Annotated in this window: 12 protein-coding genes; 3 read left to right on the forward strand and 9 right to left on the reverse strand. The window is 73.8% G+C overall.

All coding sequences use genetic code 11. The annotated features are described in order from the left end of the window. The first annotated feature begins 414 nt into the window (after positions 1-414). Positions 415-1,848, forward strand: coding sequence for a tetratricopeptide repeat protein (locus ACN20G_RS31445; RefSeq protein ID WP_424216641.1), 1,434 nt, complete (start codon positions 415-417; stop codon positions 1,846-1,848). A gap of 196 nt (positions 1,849-2,044) precedes the next feature. Here ACN20G_RS31445 and ACN20G_RS31450 read toward each other — a convergent pair whose 3' ends face one another. The 4 genes from ACN20G_RS31450 to ACN20G_RS31465 form a co-directional block, all read right to left on the reverse strand. Then, positions 2,045-3,661: a phospholipase gene (locus tag ACN20G_RS31450; RefSeq protein WP_424216642.1), complete on the reverse strand. Its 1,617-nt coding sequence runs from the start codon at positions 3,659-3,661 to the stop codon at positions 2,045-2,047. A 178-nt stretch (positions 3,662-3,839) separates the two neighbouring features. Continuing rightward, positions 3,840-4,829, reverse strand: coding sequence for a hypothetical protein (locus ACN20G_RS31455; protein WP_424216643.1), 990 nt, complete (start codon positions 4,827-4,829; stop codon positions 3,840-3,842). A gap of 143 nt (positions 4,830-4,972) precedes the next feature. After that, positions 4,973-7,912 carry a SpaA isopeptide-forming pilin-related protein gene (locus tag ACN20G_RS31460; RefSeq protein WP_424216644.1) on the reverse strand — a complete coding sequence of 980 codons (2,940 nt, stop codon included), beginning with the start codon at positions 7,910-7,912 and terminating at the stop codon, positions 4,973-4,975. Positions 7,913-8,364: 452 nt separating this feature from the next. Then, complete coding sequence (locus tag ACN20G_RS31465) at positions 8,365-9,702, reverse strand: right-handed parallel beta-helix repeat-containing protein (protein ID WP_424216645.1); 1,338 nt, start codon at positions 9,700-9,702, stop codon at positions 8,365-8,367. A gap of 211 nt (positions 9,703-9,913) precedes the next feature. Between ACN20G_RS31465 and ACN20G_RS31470 the strand changes: the two genes are divergently transcribed. After that, positions 9,914-11,101 (forward strand): Dyp-type peroxidase, encoded by a 1,188-nt coding sequence (locus ACN20G_RS31470; protein WP_424216646.1) that lies wholly within the window; start codon positions 9,914-9,916, stop codon positions 11,099-11,101. Between the two features lie 25 nt (positions 11,102-11,126). Here the strand turns inward: ACN20G_RS31470 and ACN20G_RS31475 are convergent, their stop codons facing one another. Further along, entirely contained in the window at positions 11,127-11,663 is a 537-nt protein-coding gene (locus tag ACN20G_RS31475; protein WP_424216647.1) for an SRPBCC domain-containing protein, read from the reverse strand. A 416-nt stretch (positions 11,664-12,079) separates the two neighbouring features. On the opposite strand from ACN20G_RS31475, the gene ACN20G_RS31480 reads away from it, so the two are divergent. Next, positions 12,080-12,649: a GH25 family lysozyme gene (locus ACN20G_RS31480; RefSeq protein WP_424216648.1), complete on the forward strand. Its 570-nt coding sequence runs from the start codon at positions 12,080-12,082 to the stop codon at positions 12,647-12,649. 22 nt (positions 12,650-12,671) lie between these two features. On the opposite strand, the gene ACN20G_RS31485 is transcribed toward ACN20G_RS31480, so the two are convergent. The 4 genes from ACN20G_RS31485 to ACN20G_RS31500 form a co-directional block, all read right to left on the reverse strand. Continuing rightward, positions 12,672-13,205, reverse strand: coding sequence for a hypothetical protein (locus tag ACN20G_RS31485; RefSeq protein WP_424216649.1), 534 nt, complete (start codon positions 13,203-13,205; stop codon positions 12,672-12,674). A 234-nt stretch (positions 13,206-13,439) separates the two neighbouring features. After that, the gene (locus tag ACN20G_RS31490) at positions 13,440-14,225 is read right to left on the reverse strand and encodes a class I SAM-dependent DNA methyltransferase (RefSeq protein ID WP_424216650.1); all 786 of its coding nucleotides are present in this window, start codon (positions 14,223-14,225) and stop codon (positions 13,440-13,442) included. Positions 14,226-14,295: 70 nt separating this feature from the next. After that, positions 14,296-15,222: a hypothetical protein gene (locus ACN20G_RS31495; RefSeq protein ID WP_424216651.1), complete on the reverse strand. Its 927-nt coding sequence runs from the start codon at positions 15,220-15,222 to the stop codon at positions 14,296-14,298. After that, positions 15,219-16,094, reverse strand: coding sequence for an ABC transporter ATP-binding protein (locus ACN20G_RS31500; RefSeq protein WP_424216652.1), 876 nt, complete (start codon positions 16,092-16,094; stop codon positions 15,219-15,221). Before ACN20G_RS31500 ends, ACN20G_RS31495 begins: the two co-directional genes overlap by 4 nt. Positions 16,095-16,168 lie beyond the last annotated feature (74 nt).

The raw sequence follows: 16,168 nt of genomic DNA on the forward strand, positions 1-16,168 counted from the left end.
GCAATCCCCACCACGAACCCAGACCGTGCGAGGCACGCACCCCACCACACCCACCAAGCAACCCCGGCGACCGCAGACCCCACGTGCCCCACCCCGCCGCCGCAGACGGCAACGCACCACCGCCCCAGACCCCTCCCCGCCGCCACCGGGAAACGCCTTTGACCTACCCGCCGCCGGCAGGCGGCCACCCCAGCCACGAACCGGCCCGCAGACGGCAACGCACCCCAACCCCCGACCCCACCCCGCCGCCACCAGGAAACGCCTTTGACCTACCCGCCGCCGGCAGGCGGCCACCGCAACCACCAACCCACCCGCACCCGGGCACGTACGCCCGCCGAGCGTGACGCGGTCCCGTGTTCTTCCGTTGGGCTCCGCAGAGCCCGCACCGCACCGCACCGAGAGGTGGGACACGCCATGCCCTTGCCCAACACGCTGCTGCGCGGATGGATTCGGGAGTCCGGGTGGACGTACGAGTCCCTGGCCCGGCGGGTCAATTCCCGGACGCTGGAGCTCGGGTACGTGACCGGGTTCGACCGTACGACCGTCGCCCATTGGGTGCGGGGGACGCGGCCTCGGGATCCCGTGCCCGAGGTGTTGTGCGAGCTGTTCTCGCAGCGGCTGGGGCGGTCGTTGACCCCGGCCGACCTGGGGTTGAGCGTGACCGTCGGCGCGCGGGTCGGGGTCGGGGCCGGGATGTGGGGCGGGACGGCGGGGGCCGATGTGTTGCGGGTGCTGGGGAGCGTGCCCGGGTTGCGGGCTGAGGGTCCGGGGCGTCCGGGGTCCTGGCGGGGCGGGTCGGGGCCGACACGGTGGCGGTCCGGCGCGGACGCGGACGCGGGGGACGACGACGTCGTGCTGCCCGCGCCGCGAGCGAGTGCGGGGCCTCCGCGAGCCGACGCGTCGGAAGCGGTCACGAGCTCGGTCACGAGCGCGTTCACGGGCGCGGTCACCGATACGTCGGGCGTCGGGCGGGCCGTGGGGTCTCCGGTGGCGCATCCGGGGGTGCGGCGGACGGCCGAGCGGTTCTTCATCGCGCAGGTGGACGCGTTGGGGGGCGCGGTGACGGGCCCCATGTTGTTGGCCTACCTCCAAGGGTTGTTGTCGCGGTCGCGGGCCGTCGCGGACGGCACGGGGCCGGGTCCGGGGGCGGCCGAGTCGGCGCACGCGGCGCGGGCCGTGTGCATGTTGGCCCGGAGCTACATCGACAGTTGCGCGTCGCCGGAGGCCCGGCGGAGTCTGGACTGTGCCGTGGAGTTGGCCGCGCTGGGCCGGGATCACGCGGCGGGGGCGATCGCGTTGCGGATGTTGAGCGCGGAGGCCCTGGAGCGGGGGCGGATGCCGGCCGCGTTGGCGTATCTGCGGCGGGCCGGGGATCTCGCGGGGCGGGCGCCGTCGCCGGTGCGGGCGTACGTGGCGGCGCAGGCCGGGGTCGTGCACGCCACGTCGGGCAATCGGGCGGACGCGCTCGGCGCGTTGGACGCCGCCGCGCGCCTGCTGGCACGTGTCGATCCGACGAGTCCGGAGCTCGCCGACCCCTTTCACCGGTACGGGCCGGAGGCCCTGGCCTATCAACGGGCCATCGTGCTACGCCTGTTGGGTGATCCGGAGGGGGCGGGGCGGGCCTTGGACGAGTCGGTGCGTCGGCGTCCGGCGGAGCAGGACCGGGCCGTGTTGTTCACGCTCGTGGAACGGGCGCACATCCACCGGGTGGCAGGGCGGCGCGAGGAGGCGTTGTGCGCGTTGGAGCGGGCCGGGGAGGTGAACGCGCAGGTCCAGTCACCGCGGGCGGCGCGGGAGATCGACTCGCTGTTGCTGCTGCTCGCCGAGCTCGCGCCTCCGGCGCCGTGACGGGGGCGGGCGGGGGCCGGGCGGGGGCCGTGACGGGGGACGGGCGGGGGACGGGGCGGGGGACGGGGCGGGGCCGGCGCGCCCCGCCCCGGACACTCCCCGCCAGGGCACCCCGCCCCGGGCACCCCCCGCCCCGGATACTCCCCGCCCGGACGCCCCGCCCCGGGGACGCGTCGGGCCGTTCCCTCTCGCCCGGTCAGGCGCAGGTGCCGCGTTCGAAGTCGTGGGTGGCCGTGGCGCGGGAGTGGGTCCACTGGGGGGTGAGCAGGTTGTCGCGGAGTTGGCGGGCGGCGGCCGGGTCCTCGATCACGTAGCCGAAGTCCTGGAGCCAGGAGGGGTAGAGGTTCTTGGAGCCGATGTAGAACGCGGAGTCGTCGACCGAGACCAGTTTGTGGTGCTGGGCGTAGGGCTTGCCGTCGCCCCAGGTGGGGGTGGCGGCCGCGCGGTACGTGGCGAGTTGCAGGTTGGCGCAGAGCGCGGCGCGGCTCTTGGCTGGGTCGCCGGTGAGGGCGTCGAGACGGCCTCGGAGGCTGTCGGAGACCTCGCTCAGGGATTTGATCTGGGAGTAGCCGCCGCTGCCGATGGCGCCCCGGTTCGCGGGGTCGCTCACGACGATGCGGACCTTGACCCCGTCGACGAGTTTCGCGGCAAGGGTGTCGTACAGGCGGGCGTCGTAGCGGGGCAGGGGCGGGCAGGTGGCGTGGAGGTCCTGCTGGGATATCTCGATGTGTTCGCGGGCGCTCGCGACGAGGGAACGCAGCGCGCTCTCCTCGGGGTTGACGGTGTCGTAGTCGCGGTCGGCGTTGGTGCGGTCGGGCAGGCCGACGCCGCAGGTGGTGTCGCGGGGTTTGACGAGGGAGGGGCGGTAGGAGGAGGTGGGGTCGGTGTCGCGGATGCCGACGCCGAGGCCGCCGACGGCGAGCGCGGGCACGCCGCCCTCGTGCGCGGGCAGGGGCGCGGGGACGGGGGCGCGGTCGACGGTGTTCAGGCACCCGGCGCCGGGTGAGGTCGCGAACCAGACGCTGCCCCAGTTGTCCTTGTTGCGGCAGGTCCAGTCCCAGAGGGTGTCGAGGTAGGCGCCGGCGGAGCGGGCGGCGGGGCCGGTGAGGGCGAGGTCGACGTCGGAGACGGGGTGGGCGGTGTCGAGGTAGTCGCCCTTCCAGCTGTTGATGCCGCCGGTGATGACGTTGGTGCCGTCGACGACCAGGAGCTTGGAGTGGTTCCAGGAGAACGCGGTCTTGGAGGTGGTGGCGGAGGCGACGTTGAGGGTGATGCGGGAGGCGTCGGGGCCGAGGCTCGCGAGGAGTTCGTCGCGGTACTTGGAGGGGATGACGGTGGAGTGGTAGACGGGCGCGGCGCCGACGAGGATGCGGACCTGAGGGGTGTTGCCGGCGCGGACGGATGCCCGCAGTCCGGCGACGAGGGCGTCGCGGAACGCGCCGTCGGGGAAGGGGGCGAGGGTGGAGATGTCGACGCTGTGGCGGGCGGCGGCGATGTTCTCGGTGGTCTTGGCGAGCAGGCGGCGGGTGCCGGGCCGGTCGGCGCAGGTGGTGTCGCCCCAGCAGCCGGGGGTCTGGAGGAGCCAGTCGGCGGCGCCGGGGGCGGAGGCGTCGAGGCGGTTGCCGGCGGTGCGTTCCCAGACGGTGCCGCGGAGTCCCGGCGAGACCTCGCGGAGGGTGTTCTCGACGGCGTCGAGGTGCGGGGTGGCGGGGGCGGTACCGGGGGCGGTCGGGTCGCCGGCGGCGAGGGCGGGGGCGGCCGGGAGGAGGGAGAGCAGGAGGGCTGTCGCCACGATGCGGGTTGCGCGAACCACTGTGTTTCCTTGCGTCGTTGCACGAGGGGGTGGGTGTCGGATCCTCCGCGGAAGATCGACTTCCGGAAGCTACCAGCCGGTAGGTTTTGCTCGCCATTCCACCACCGCGCTCTCGGCCGGCTCCCGCGCACGACGGCCGAAACCCGCCCCCTGCCGCCTGCCGCCCGTCACCTGCCGCCTACTTTCGTCCGACCGTGCCCCAGGGCTTGGTGGGGACCTTCAGCGAGCGCGGGGCCTCGGCGAAGTCCAGGCGCAGGGGCCCGGCGAGGCTCGGCAGCCGGGCCTCCACGTGCCCCAGTCGACCGTCCGCCGACACCCAGTAGGTCAACGGGGACTCCGTGCCGGCCTTCGCCCCGCGCGGGCGGGGGCCGGAAAAGACGGTGTAGCGGATGCCGTCCACGGTCTCCTCGCGCAGGCGTCGCGGGCCCGCCTGGGCCAGCAGTTGGGGGTTCTCGGGCTGCGCCGTGCCCAGGGACATGACCATGCGCAGCGCCGTGTCGAGGGGGTCGGAGGTGTAGGCGCGCGGGGACCAGGCGGTGGGCGCGGCGCCGTCGGCGGCGCCGGCGATGCGGGTCGGGTCGGTGAGCGGGGCCGGCGGCGGGCCGGCCGGCGGCGTGTCCGCCGGGGAGACGGCGAGGCCGCCCTGGTCCCAGGCGAGCAGGCCGGTGGCGGTGCCGGCGCCCGGCCCGGAGACGTAGGAGCCGACCGCCTTGTGGCTGCGGTAGTCGACGAGGCCGCGCACGATCGTGGTGTCGGAGTCGTAGGGCACGTGGGCGACGACCGCGACGGGGCTCTTCTCGTACGCCGTGAACCGGGCGAGTGCCAGGGTCTGGGCCTCGTCGAGGGTGATCGGGCGGGGCGCGGCGTCGACGTGGCGGGCGACGAGGGCGTACGCGCCGGCGCAGCAGGCGCCCGCGGCGAGGACACCGGCGGTCCACAGCAGCAACCGGCGCCGCAGCCGGGCACGGGCGGCGGATCGCGGGGCGCGTCCGGTGCTCCGGGCGGAAGCACCGATCGGCGCGGCTCCGTCCGCCGGGGCGGGGGCGTCCGCCGGGGCGGATCCGTCCATCGGGGCGAGGCCGTCCGTCGACGCGGGGCCGGGTTCGGGGGTTGGGGCCGGGGCCGGCGTGGGCGCGGGGGTGGTGGCGGGGGTCGGGGTGACGGGCACGGTGTCTCCGGAGGTGACGGCTGCGGCTGCGGCGGGGGTGGGGGCGGCTGCGGTGGGGGTGGGTCACGCCGAGGGCCCCGGCTCCCCCGGGCGGGGAGTCGGGGCCTCGGTGGTGTCCCGAGATCCTCGGGACGGGAGGGGTGCTACTTCTTCTTCGGGGGCTCCTTGCGGCTGTTGTCGAGGGTGACCGTCACCTTCTTCGTCTTGGCGTCGATGGTGTACGGGCCGGAGACCGGGTTCGCCGGGAGGCCGTAGCCCTCGGGGACGGCCGTCTCCTGGAGGTAGTACACGCCGTTCGGGCCGTCGAAGGCGCACTCGCCCTTGGCGTCGGTGGCGCAGGCGGTGCCCTGCTTGGTGTCGGGCTTGGCCCCGTCACGCTGGAGGCCGGCGACGCCGTTGGTCTCGCGCCACAGCTGGAACACGGCGCCGGGCAGCGGGTTGCCGGTCTTCTTGTCCTTCTTCAGCAGGATGATCTGCCCGGGCAGCGGCTTGTCCTTGGCGGTGATGGTCGCGCCGTCGGCGGCCTTGCCGGCGTCGAGGACGACCGGGCCGACGACGGCCGGGTCGGGCAGGGCGTAGCCGGCGGGTGCCTTGGTCTCCTGCCAGTAGTAGGTGCCGGGGGCGAGGTCCTTCACCGTGGCCTTGCCGTCGGCGCCGCTGGTGACCGGGTCGCCGACCTTCGTGTCGGCCTTGTCGCCGGACATCTGGAGGCCGTCGGTGCCGTTGGACTCCTTCCACAGCTGGAACTGGGCCCCGGCGAGGGTCTTCTTCTCGTCGTCGGCGTCGACCTTGACGACGGTGACGGGGCCGGTGGGCTGGTTGTAGCCGAAGTCGTAGGTGTGGTTGTCCTGGCCGGCGTCGCCGGTGACGATGGAATGCTCGGGGAAGCGGCCGCCGGCGGGGACCTTGCCGTCGCTGTCGACGAAGTCGTTGTCGCCGGCGTCGTTCTTGGTGACGGCCCAGCCGTAGAGGGGGCCGCTCGGGTTGTCGTAGTCGTCCGCGTTGTCGATCTTGATGGTGTACTTGGTCTTGAACTTCAGGCCGCCGGGGACGTTCTCGGCGTCGAAGTAGTACTCGCCGCGGGCGCTGGTCTTGGTCGTGGCGACCTTGACGCCGTTCTCGTCGTAGAGGTTGACGGTGGCGCCGGGGACGGGCTTCTCGCCCGGGTCCTGGATGCCGTCCTTGTCCACGTCGTACCAGACGCGGTTGCCGATCTGGATCGGCGCCTCGTCGCAGAGCACTTCGAGGTCGGCCATGGAGTTGGCCTTGCCGAAGCTGGTGTTGCCGTCGATCAGCTTGTTGCCCCACCGGCTGTCGTGGGTGCCGTCGCGGTTGACGAAACCGGTGCCGCCGGTCCACAGGCCGGTGTACGGGTCGACCGCGCTGCTCGCGATCGTGTCCTCGACCTTGGACAGGGCGATGCCCGCGTACATGGCCTCCTCGTGGTAGCCGGTGCGGTAGTCGCCGGGGTAGAACTCCCGGACGTTCGCGGCCTGGCCACCGTTGTTGGAGGAATTGGCGTTGTTCGGGCAGGGCCCGCCGTTGCCGTCGAGCTTGAACTTGCCGTCGGCGCCCTTGCAGGCCCGGTTGAGGTCACCACCGGAGGCGGCCGACCACATCGTGTTGTCGCCCTTGGCCACGTAGGTGTTCATGCCGACCTGGTCGGCGAAGCGGTCGCGGAAGCCGAGGATCAGCTGCCCGTCGGTGTCCACGACGATGTCCGCGAGGATCGGCTGCGGGTAGCCGATCCAGGAGGGACCGCAGGTGGTGTTGTCCTGGGTCTTGCGGAAGGTGTCCGACCAGGGCCACCAGCCGGCGCCGACGCAGCTCGCGCCGTTGAACGCCTTGCCGCGCGGGAAGTCGAGGGGCTCGTCCATGATGATCTCGCCGAAGGTCTTGGCCTTCGGGTCGAAGGTGCGGATCACGGCCCGCATGTCCGGCTTGGACTGGGAGGACTCGCCCGAGCAGACCCCGCCGACGTAGACCACGCCGTCCTGGACGCCGAGTCCGTAGGGACGCCAGTCGCCGGCGTCCGCGCAGCCCGGGTCCGGGATCGCATAGGAGCCCTTGGGCGCGGCGGCGGTCTTCTGCGTGGCGTCGTACACGTACAGCTTGCGGTCGTTGAGGTTGACGACGTACAGCTCGCTGCCGTCCTCCGACACCTCCACATCACCCAGGGACTCCTTGGCCACGGCGGGCATGAAGTCCACGTCGTGGTGCCCGGCGTCGGTGAAGTCGTGCTCCGTCGTGCCCGCGTCCGGCACGGTCGTGAACAGCGAGGTCTCCTTGGACTGACGATCCACCAGGTAGATCGCGCCCTGCTTGTCGGGACCGTAGGCCGCCGAGCGGTGCGCGTGCGCCCCGTAGAAGATCCACTTCTTCTGCTTGCTGTAGCCGACGCCGTAGACCGAACCGGTCTGGCCCTTGGTCGACAGGTTCGTCACCTGGTTGTCGTTGCCCCGCGCGTTGTACGGGAACACCAGGGCGGTGCGGGCCGAGTCCGGGGCCTTGTTCGGGACGTCCGCGTCGATGCACGCCGTCGCCAACTCGGCGTTCTTCTGGCAGTAGTCGCCCGGGTTCCAGTACGCGGTGGTGAACTCGACGTTCTTGCCGCCCGAGACGTCGACGAACTCCTCGGTGCTGGACAGCTTGTTCGGCGCGCCGGCCAGGCCCTCGCGAGAGGCGAACGCCGAGTAGAGCACGCCCGGCTTCGGGTTCATGACCTGCACCCGGTACTTGCCGCCCTTCAGGGCGGTCCCGGCCGGCGTGAAGGTGGCCACGCCGTCGGCGCCGGTCTTCGCGGTGATCACGTTGCCCGCGTCGTCCGTGAGCGTCACCTCGACCTGGTCCATGCCCGGCTCCAACGTCCGGTCCCAGGAACCGTTCGCGTTCACCTCCCGCACCACACGGACCTTGACGGTCCCGTCCCCCGTGTCGGCCTTCACGGCGGCGGCCGGGGCCGCGACACCGGTCAGGGCACAGGTGGCGAGCAGCGGCAGGCTGAGTCCGAGGGTCAGGGCCCGGTGGACGAGGTGGGGGCGGGGCCGGCGATCCGGGGGTGTCCGGAGGGTCGACGAAGACACGGGTGCTCCAGGGTTGGGGGGAGGGGGATGCCCACTGGTCCGTCGCGAAAAGGCGTGCGAACGGACCGGGCGGGCTCTTGAGTAGCACGCCCCGAACTCGACACTTCGACGGTTTCGCCACACGCCACGCCCCGACTCCCTGTTCGGCTCAGCGAGGTGAATGCGAACAGCCCATCGATCGGAATTTCCAAGAGAACTCCGAACTCGACCTGCGAAACAAAGGAATTCCGCGCGAATCACCTGCTCTCCGGACCTTCGAACAAGCGACTGGAATCATGGACACACAAATGGACCGGGGCGGGGCAGGGCGGGCCTGGCGGGTCGGGGCGGCCGAGCGGGCCGGGGCAGGCCGGGGCGGGGCAGTCCCGCTCCCCCACCCGCTCTCCGGCGCCCGCTCTCCCCCGCCGGCTCCTCCCCCGCCCCGCTCTCCGGCGCCCCGGTCCGAGTGCCGGTCAGCTCGTCGGCGCGGCCGGCAGCGGGTGGTCCTCGACGCGTACCGGGCCCGGCAGGTTCCGGGCCGGGCGGGCCGGGGCTCGCAGGGCGTCGGGCAGGCCCGGTTGCGGGGCCGGGGCCCGCACCACGCGGAACGAGACCCCGGGGGGCGGAGTCACGCGCGGGCGCGCCGTCCCCTTCGCGCCCGCGCCCCCGTCGGCGCCCGCGCCGACGGGCTCGTCGACCCCCGGGCAGCGGGTCAGCCCGGCCGGCGCGGGCTCGGGCAGCACCCGCGGCGCGCCCGCGTCCCCGTCGCCGCCCACCCCGCCCGTGAGGCAGTTGCCGCGGGTCCGGGGCGCTTCGAGGAGCAGGGCGAGGTCCTCCGCGCCGAGGGCGTTGCCGGTGATCCGGTTGTCGGCGACGGGGTATCCCTGCACGTCGCGCAGTACGAACGAGGCGACGCGGTGGTCCTCGATCCGGTTGTTCAGGAACAGGTTGCGGGTGCCCCCGCCGACCCCGATCCCGATCCCGAACCCGCCGTCCGCCTGTTCCGGGCTCGCCGCGTCGTTGTTGCCGACGATCAGGTTCCCGACCACCGTGGCCTCGTGCTGCGGGCCGAGGGCCTCCAGGTTGTTGGAGTTGACCGTGATCCCGACCCGGTTGGCCCGGATCGTGTTCCCGGCGAACCACAGGCCGCGGGAGGCGTTGGTGACCTCCATGCCGATCGCGTTGTGCTCCACGGTGTTGCCCCGCACCAGCGTGTCGCAGGGATCGCACTGGCCCACGTACACCCCGGAGTCGGAGTGCCCCGAGGCGTAGGAGTCCTCGATCACCCCGCCGCGCGCGTCGAAGGAGTAGATCCCGTACAGCGCGTTGTTGTGCGCGGTCACGCGGGTGGCGCGGAAACCGTTCAGCGGCGGGAAGCGCACGGTGTCGAGCGGGTCGTAGCCGGCGCCGCCGCCCGCGCCCGAGCCCTGGAGGGCCTCGTCGGTGACGCCCGTGAACAGCACCCCGTTGGCGAGGTGGTTGCGGACGGTCAGGTTCTCCACGACCCCGCCGGCCCCGGTCACGGTCACGCCGTTGGAGCGTCTGAACTCGCCGTCGATCACGGTCTGGTTGCGGTCCTCGCCGCGCAGCACGATCCCGGGGCGGCGCATCGCCACCGCCTCGCGGTACACGCCGGGGGCCACGAGCACGAGATCACCCGGACGTGCGACGTCCACCGCCCGCTGAACGGACGCGTACGCCGAGGGCACGCGGAGCACGGCCGGGCCGCCCGCCGGGGCCCCCGCACCGCCCGGCACCCCGTCGGAGGGCGGGGCGGCGCACGCCGCCGACAGGGCGACGGCCGTGGTCACGGCGGCGAGGAGGGAGATTCGGCGACGCGTTCCACCCGAACGGCGGGAGGCGGGGTGTCCACTGGAATTCGATGTCATGGCAGAAGGTGTAGCTTGGGCTCGCCCCGAGCGGGACCACGACCGAATTCCGATCCGATTCGGAAAATCTGCCGAACCGACAGGGGCTTTTCTTTTCTTTTCCTATTTTCCCCGCGCCGTGAGGAGGAATTCAGTGTCGAGGTCCGAGCCGCCGGGCGCCGGCGTCGAACGGTACGACCGCCGGACCGCGCTCGGCGCGACCCTGCTCACCGCGTGGGCGGCGGCCGGCTGCGGCGGCCCCGCGACCGCGCCCGTTCCCGGGGCGGAACCCCGTGACGCCAAACCCGCCGGCGCCACCGCCTCCTCCACCGTCGGCGCCTCCGCGCCCGCCCCGGCCGCCCAGCCCGCCGGCGCCTCCGCCGTGCCCGCGCGGGCCGTCACCGGGCAGCGCGGGATCGTGGACGCCCCGCCCCCTCGGCTGTTGCTCGTCCGCTACGCCCTCCGCGACACCACCACGGCGGCGACTCTCGGCGCGGCCCTGGCCTCGTGGGCCCGCACCGACCGCGCCGACCGCACCGACCTGACCGCCGTGACCGGCACGGTCGGCGCCCTCCCCGGCCTCTACCGGCGCCTCGCCCTGCCCGCCCCCGCCGCGCTGCGCGAACCGCCCGCCTTCCCCGGGGACCGCCTGGAACGGGGCGCGGGCGACGGGGACCTGCTCGTGCAGTGGTGCGGCCCCACCCGGGCCGCGTGCGCCGAGGCCGCCGAGGAGTTCGCGGGCCGGCTCGGCGCCCACCTCGGCACGCTCGGCCGGCAGGAGGGCTTCCTGCCGGCGACGGCGGCGGGCGCCACCCCGCGCAACCTGTTCGGGTTCAAGGACGGCACGGAGAACCCGCCGCCCGCCGACCACGCCGAGTGGGTCTGGCGGCCGAACGGGGCCACGTACCTCGTCTACCGCCGGATCCACATGGACACCACCGGCTTCGGGGCCCTGCCGGTGCCCCGGCAGGAGGCCGTGATCGGTCGCGTCCGCGACTCCGGCGCCCCGCTCACCGGGCGCCGGGAACGGGACCCGGTCGACCTCTACGCCAAGAGCCCCGCCGGCCGGTACGTCATCCCGGTCGACGCCCACATCCGGCTGGCCCACTCGCGACTGGACCGGGGCGCCCGGATGCTGCGCCGCGGCTACTCCTACGACCACGGGCCCGGCGACCGCGGCCTGCTCTTCCTCGCGTACATGCGGGATCCGGCCCTGTTCACGCGGGTGCAGCAGCGGCTCGCCGACGGGGACGCCATGTCCGCGTTCGTGGAGCACCGGGCCTCGGCCGTGGCCTACGTGCCGCCGCCGTTCGGTGACCCGGGACCGCCCCGGTGGACCTGAGTCTCCGAGCGGCCCGGGGCGCGGCTCAGCCCGCGCTCTCGGCGGGGGCCGGAGCCCGATCGGGCCGGTCGCCCTCGACCCAGTTCTTGAGGTTCTTCAGCACGAACGACCAACCCCCGGCGGCGCGTTGGCGGGCCGCCTCGTCGCGCAGGTTCTCGTGCGTGACGGTCACCCGGACTCCCTCGCCCGCGGGAACGAGATCGAGCGTCACCCGCGAGGGCCCCACCGCGTCCCCGTCGACACGGGCCGGCTCGACCCCGTCGACCCCATCGGCCCCGGTGCCCTCCGCCCCGGCGTCCCGGTCCGGGTGGGTGCCGGCGGGCTCGGCCCAGGTCAGCACCAGGCGGTGCGGGGGCTCGCTCACCTCGACCACGCCGTGCGCGTCGACGATGCCGGTGCCGTCCGTGCGGCGGTGCTCCCACGGCGAGCCCACCCGCCAGTCCGACACGTTGGCGTGGCCCCAGTAGACGGCGGTCTCCTCCAGATCGGTCAGCGCCTCCCAGACCCGCTCCGGGCCGGCCTGGATCTCGGTGGTGTGGACGAATACGGGGTTCGCGGTCATGGCGTCCTCGGGTTTCCCTTCGGGGTCCGGATGGAGCGGTGCGCCCGCTCACCCCACCACTGTGGCCTCCCCCGGCGCCGGGACCGGCGCGCGCCACGCCCCGCACGCCGCTCACCCGCCCACCGAGCCCCGTCTGCGACGATGACCCCGGTGCCCGCACGACGCCCCGCCCGCCCCGCCCGCCCCACCGGCCCGGCGCGAGGGCACGCGCCCCGGCAGACCCGGCGCCGTGCGCCCGCGCGTGCCGCGCTCGGGACCGGCGTGCGAAACCCGAGCGCGCGGCGCGCTCCCGCGGCCCACGCGCGCCCCGGCAACCCGCCGGTCCACGGCTCGTTGGCCACCACGGCGGCACCCGCCCCACCGGCCCGACCCGCCGCACCGAAACCAGCACCCCAGCACCGAGGGAGTTGTCGCACATGACCGTCAACGGCGTGGACATCTCGTCCTACCAGCCCGATTTCGACCCGACCGGCTGGGACTTCGTGTTCGTCAAGGCCACCGAGGGCCGCACGTGGACCAGCCCGGTCCAGCAGAAGCAGGCCGCCGCCGCCCGCGCGGCCGGCGCCGTCGTCGGCTTCTACCACTTCCTGTGGCCCGGCAACATCGCCGCGCAGGCCGCCGCGTTCGTCGAACGCTGCGCGAGCCGGCCCGGCGACGTGCTGGCCTGCGACTGGGAGACCAACCTCGACGGCACGGCGCCCACCTGCGAGGAGAAGGACGTCTTCCTCGCCGAAGTGTCCCGACTGCGCCCGCACCACAGGGTGTTGCTCTACTGCAACGCGGACTTCTGGCTCCGCCGCGACACCACCTCCCGCTGCGGGGACGGCCTGTGGATCGCCGACTACACCACCAAGGGCAAGCCCCGCGTCACCCACCCCTGGCTGATCCACCAGTACAGCGACGCCGACGGCCTGGACCGCAACGTGGCCCGCTTCGCGAGCCGCGCCGCCATGCGCGAATGGGCCGAGGCCGACCTCCCCACCTGACCCCGCGACACCCCCACCCCGCTCAGCATCCGCCGCAGTTGTAGTAGGTCACGTCCCAGTGGTTGCCCTCTTTGGCGTAGATGTTGCCCGAGCCGGATTTGTACTGGGCGGCGCCGTCGCCGCGGTCGGCGATGCGGGGGAAGGTGCGGGTGACGTAGCCGTCGAGGCAGGAGGCGAGGGCGAAGTCCAGTTTGTAGCCGTTCCAGTGGCTGTAGGTGCCGCCGGCGTGGCCCGTCTCGGTGCCTCCCGTGACGGTGACGGCGCAGCCGGATGCCTGCCGCAGGGTGACGGCGCCGCGCGCGGTGTCGAGGTTGAGCTGGTCGAACGAGGTACAGCTCGCGTTGTTCCGGTCGGAGCAGTTGCCGCTGGAGCGCCAGGTGATGCCGGCGGAGCGGAAGCGGTTCGTGGCGTCGGCGTGCGTGATCTTGGTGGCGGCGGCAGCGGCCGGGGCGGGCGCGGGGGCCGGAACGGGGGCCGCGGCGGCCGGGGTGGTGAGCGTGCCGAGGGCGAGCAGCAGGGCGGAGGCGGCGGAGGCCGCGAGAGCGGTGGTCTTCACGGTGGGGGGTCCTCTCTCGGTGTCGCGGTGCGGGACGCGCGTCCCGCACCCCCCATGTCGGCAGGTCCGTGCGCCCGGCGCCGGCGCTTCGGGGGCGGCCGGCGTTGATCCGACCGGAATCGGCCGGATCGGCCCTGTTGCGCGGGCGCCCCGAACCGTGCCCGCCGGTCCGGAACGCGCCCGCACCCCGCCGCCCGACGGAGCGGGTGACGGGGTGCGGGGGGGCAGGAGGGGTCAGTCGCGGCCGGGGACCGTGACGCGGATCTTGGACTGGCCGTGGCGGCGGGTCTCCCAGTCCTCCATGAACCGCGCGCTGAGGCCGTAACCCTCGGCGAGGTCCACGAGGGTCTCGGTGCGGTAGTAGAAGTCCTCGCGCAGCACCTGGTGTTCGGCGCCGGTGGTGCGGTCGAAGGTAAAGTCGAAGAAGCCTCCGGGCGCGAGCACGCGACCCACGTGGGCCAGGCATTCGTCGATGACGTGCAGCGGGGAGTGCGAGAAGACGCTGTGCGCGTGCACCACGTCGAAGTGTCCGGCGGGCAGGAAGTCCAGGGTCAGGTCCTGGGTGATGGTCAGGTGCGGCAGTTTGGCCTGGAGGCCGTCGGCCACCAGGGTGCGCTTGGCCTCGACGAGGATGTCGGGGGATATGTCGACGCCGTAGTAGTGGCCGGGTTCGAGGTGGTCGATGAAGAGGCGGCCGGCCCGCAGGTTGCCGCAGCCGATGTCGAGCATCCGGTGCTCCGGGGTCAGGCCGTGTTCGCGCAGGTAGTCGAACTGCATGCGGCCCAGGGCGAGCCAGCGGTCGTGGGTCTGGCTGCCGACGGCGGCCTCGGGGTTGCGGCGGGTGTCGGAGGCCATCACGGCCCGGTAGTACTCGACGTGGTCGGGGTGGCGCAGGGAGAGCATCCGGTCGCGCAGGGCCCGCTTGAGGTAGGGGGCGATGCGGTGCGGGCGGCTCGCGGCGTAGCGGACCTTGTGGGTCAGGCTGGAACGGTCGACGACGAGGTTCTTCCTGGTGGCCATGGTGCGTTCGCCTTTCGTCGGCAGGAGGGGCGGAGGCGGGGCGGGCGGGGCGGGGCGGGCGGTGCGTGCGTCAGCCGTGCCGGCGGCGCAGGAACCGGAAGGAGAGCAGGAGGGCGAGGGCCGCGAGGGCCAGGACGATGCCCGCTTCGACGAGTTGGAGCGGGACGAGGTGCGCGTCGGGGTGGAGGAGGTCCTCGGGCATCCGGCGGGAGAGCGGGAAGACCTGCACGCAGCACGAGTCGATCGGGTCCACCCGTTCGGCGGGCCACAGCCAGGGTCGGGCCACCGACAGGGCGCCGAGCAGCAGGGCCCAGCCGCCGACCGTCGCGGCCACGGCCGGCAGGGCGCGGCCCAGGGCGAGGGCGGTCAGGGCGCCGAGGCCCACGCCGAACAGCGCGTACGCCACCGGGACCGGGCCGATCACGGGGTAGACCTCCCACTCGTACCAGCGGGGGTTGAACCCGGGTTGCAGCAGCCAGGCCGCGCGGTGCAGCAGTCCGGCCGGCACGACGGCGAGCACGGCGGCCGCGCAGGCGACGAGGAGTTTGGCGCGCAGCCAGCTCGCGGGGGCGACGGACTGGGTCCAGTGCAGGCGGTGGGTGCCGCTCTCGATCTCGCGTCCGATCATCGGCCCGGCGACCAGCGCCCCGATCACGGCGGGCAGGGCGGTGAGGGCGAGCGCGGAGATCTGGAAGAGCCGGTACAGGACGAGGGTCTGGCCCGTGTACGGGTCCTCGTTGCGGAAGTCGGGGCAGTCCGTGCGGGCGCCGGTGGCGCAGTCGAACCAGAACCCGTACTCGGGGTCGATGCTCCAGCGGTAGGCGAGTTGCAGGAGGACGACGGCGAACGGCAGCAGGACGACGCCGATCAGGGCGGGGCGGTGCAGGCGCCAGGTGACCCGCAGGAGGCCGGCGGCGCCGGCGCGCGCGGGCGGGGTCGGGTCGCCGGCCGGGGCCGGGGTGGTGCGGGGGCCGGCGGGGTCGGTCACGGTGCTCACGCCGCGGCCTCCGGGTCCGACCGTCGGTCGGTGGTCGGCGCGTGGCGCAGGTGTCCCATGACGAGTTCCTCCAGGGTGGGGCGGACCGGTCGCCGGCTCGGGTCGACGGGGCCGGTGGTGCGGACGAGGGCCGTGAGCTGCCGGCCGGTGGTGCGGGAGTCGACCACGACGTGCGGATCGAGCACGGCGTCGTGCGCGGCGCGCACGATTCGGTGCTCGTCGAGGAGTTCGTCGATCCATCCGTCGAGCCGGACTCGACCGGCCGCCAACGCGATCAGATGGTCACATGAATTCTCCAGCTCGGGCAGGACGTGCGAGGAGATGAGCACCGTGGTGCCCCGCTCGGCCACGTCCGCGAGCAGCACCCCCATCAGCCGGCGTCGGGCGAAGGGGTCGAGATCGGCCATCGGCTCGTCCAGCAGGAGCAGTTCCGGGCGCTTGCCGAGGGCCAGCGCGAGGGCGACCTGGGTGCGTTGACCACCCGAGAGGGAGCGGATCCGCGCCCCGGGGTCGAGTTCGCCGGCCTCGACGAGTTCCTCGGCGCGCCTCCGGTCCCAGCGGCCGGGGTTGAGGTCGGCGGCGCAGCGCAGGGTGTCGGCGACGGTGAGCCGCGGGTGCAGCGGGCGCTCCTGGGCGACGAGGGCCAGGCGCTCGCGGGGCACGGTGGTGACCGTGCCCTCGGTGGGGCGCGTGAGTCCGGCGAGCACCGCGAGCAGGGTGGACTTGCCGGCCCCGTTGGCCCCGACCAGGGCGGTCACGCTGCCGGCGGGCACCGTCAGATCGCAGTCGCGCAGGCCCCAGAGCTCGCGGCCGCCTCGGCGGTCGCGGCGGAACCTCACGCCGAGGCCGGTGGTCTCGATGGGCACCGTCATCGGTGACCCCCCTTGTTTCTGTTCTGTCGTGCGTCGTCGGGCGTGTGGGGTCGGGAGAGGGGGAGCGGGGCGGT

The organism is Streptomyces dryopteridis (genome assembly GCF_049606955.1).
Taxonomy (GTDB): Bacteria; Actinomycetota; Actinomycetes; order Streptomycetales; family Streptomycetaceae; genus Streptomyces.

Excerpts from the sequence above, each read along its gene's own strand:
- ACN20G_RS31475 (WP_424216647.1), bottom strand. The coding sequence starts at position 11,663 with ATGACCGCGAACCCCGTATTCGTCCACACCACCGAGATCCAGGCCGGC.
- ACN20G_RS31480 (WP_424216648.1), top strand. The coding sequence starts at position 12,080 with ATGACCGTCAACGGCGTGGACATCTCGTCCTACCAGCCCGATTTCGAC.
- ACN20G_RS31500 (WP_424216652.1), bottom strand. The coding sequence starts at position 16,094 with ATGACGGTGCCCATCGAGACCACCGGCCTCGGCGTGAGGTTCCGCCGC.
- ACN20G_RS31490 (WP_424216650.1), bottom strand. The coding sequence starts at position 14,225 with ATGGCCACCAGGAAGAACCTCGTCGTCGACCGTTCCAGCCTGACCCAC.
- ACN20G_RS31445 (WP_424216641.1), top strand. The coding sequence starts at position 415 with ATGCCCTTGCCCAACACGCTGCTGCGCGGATGGATTCGGGAGTCCGGG.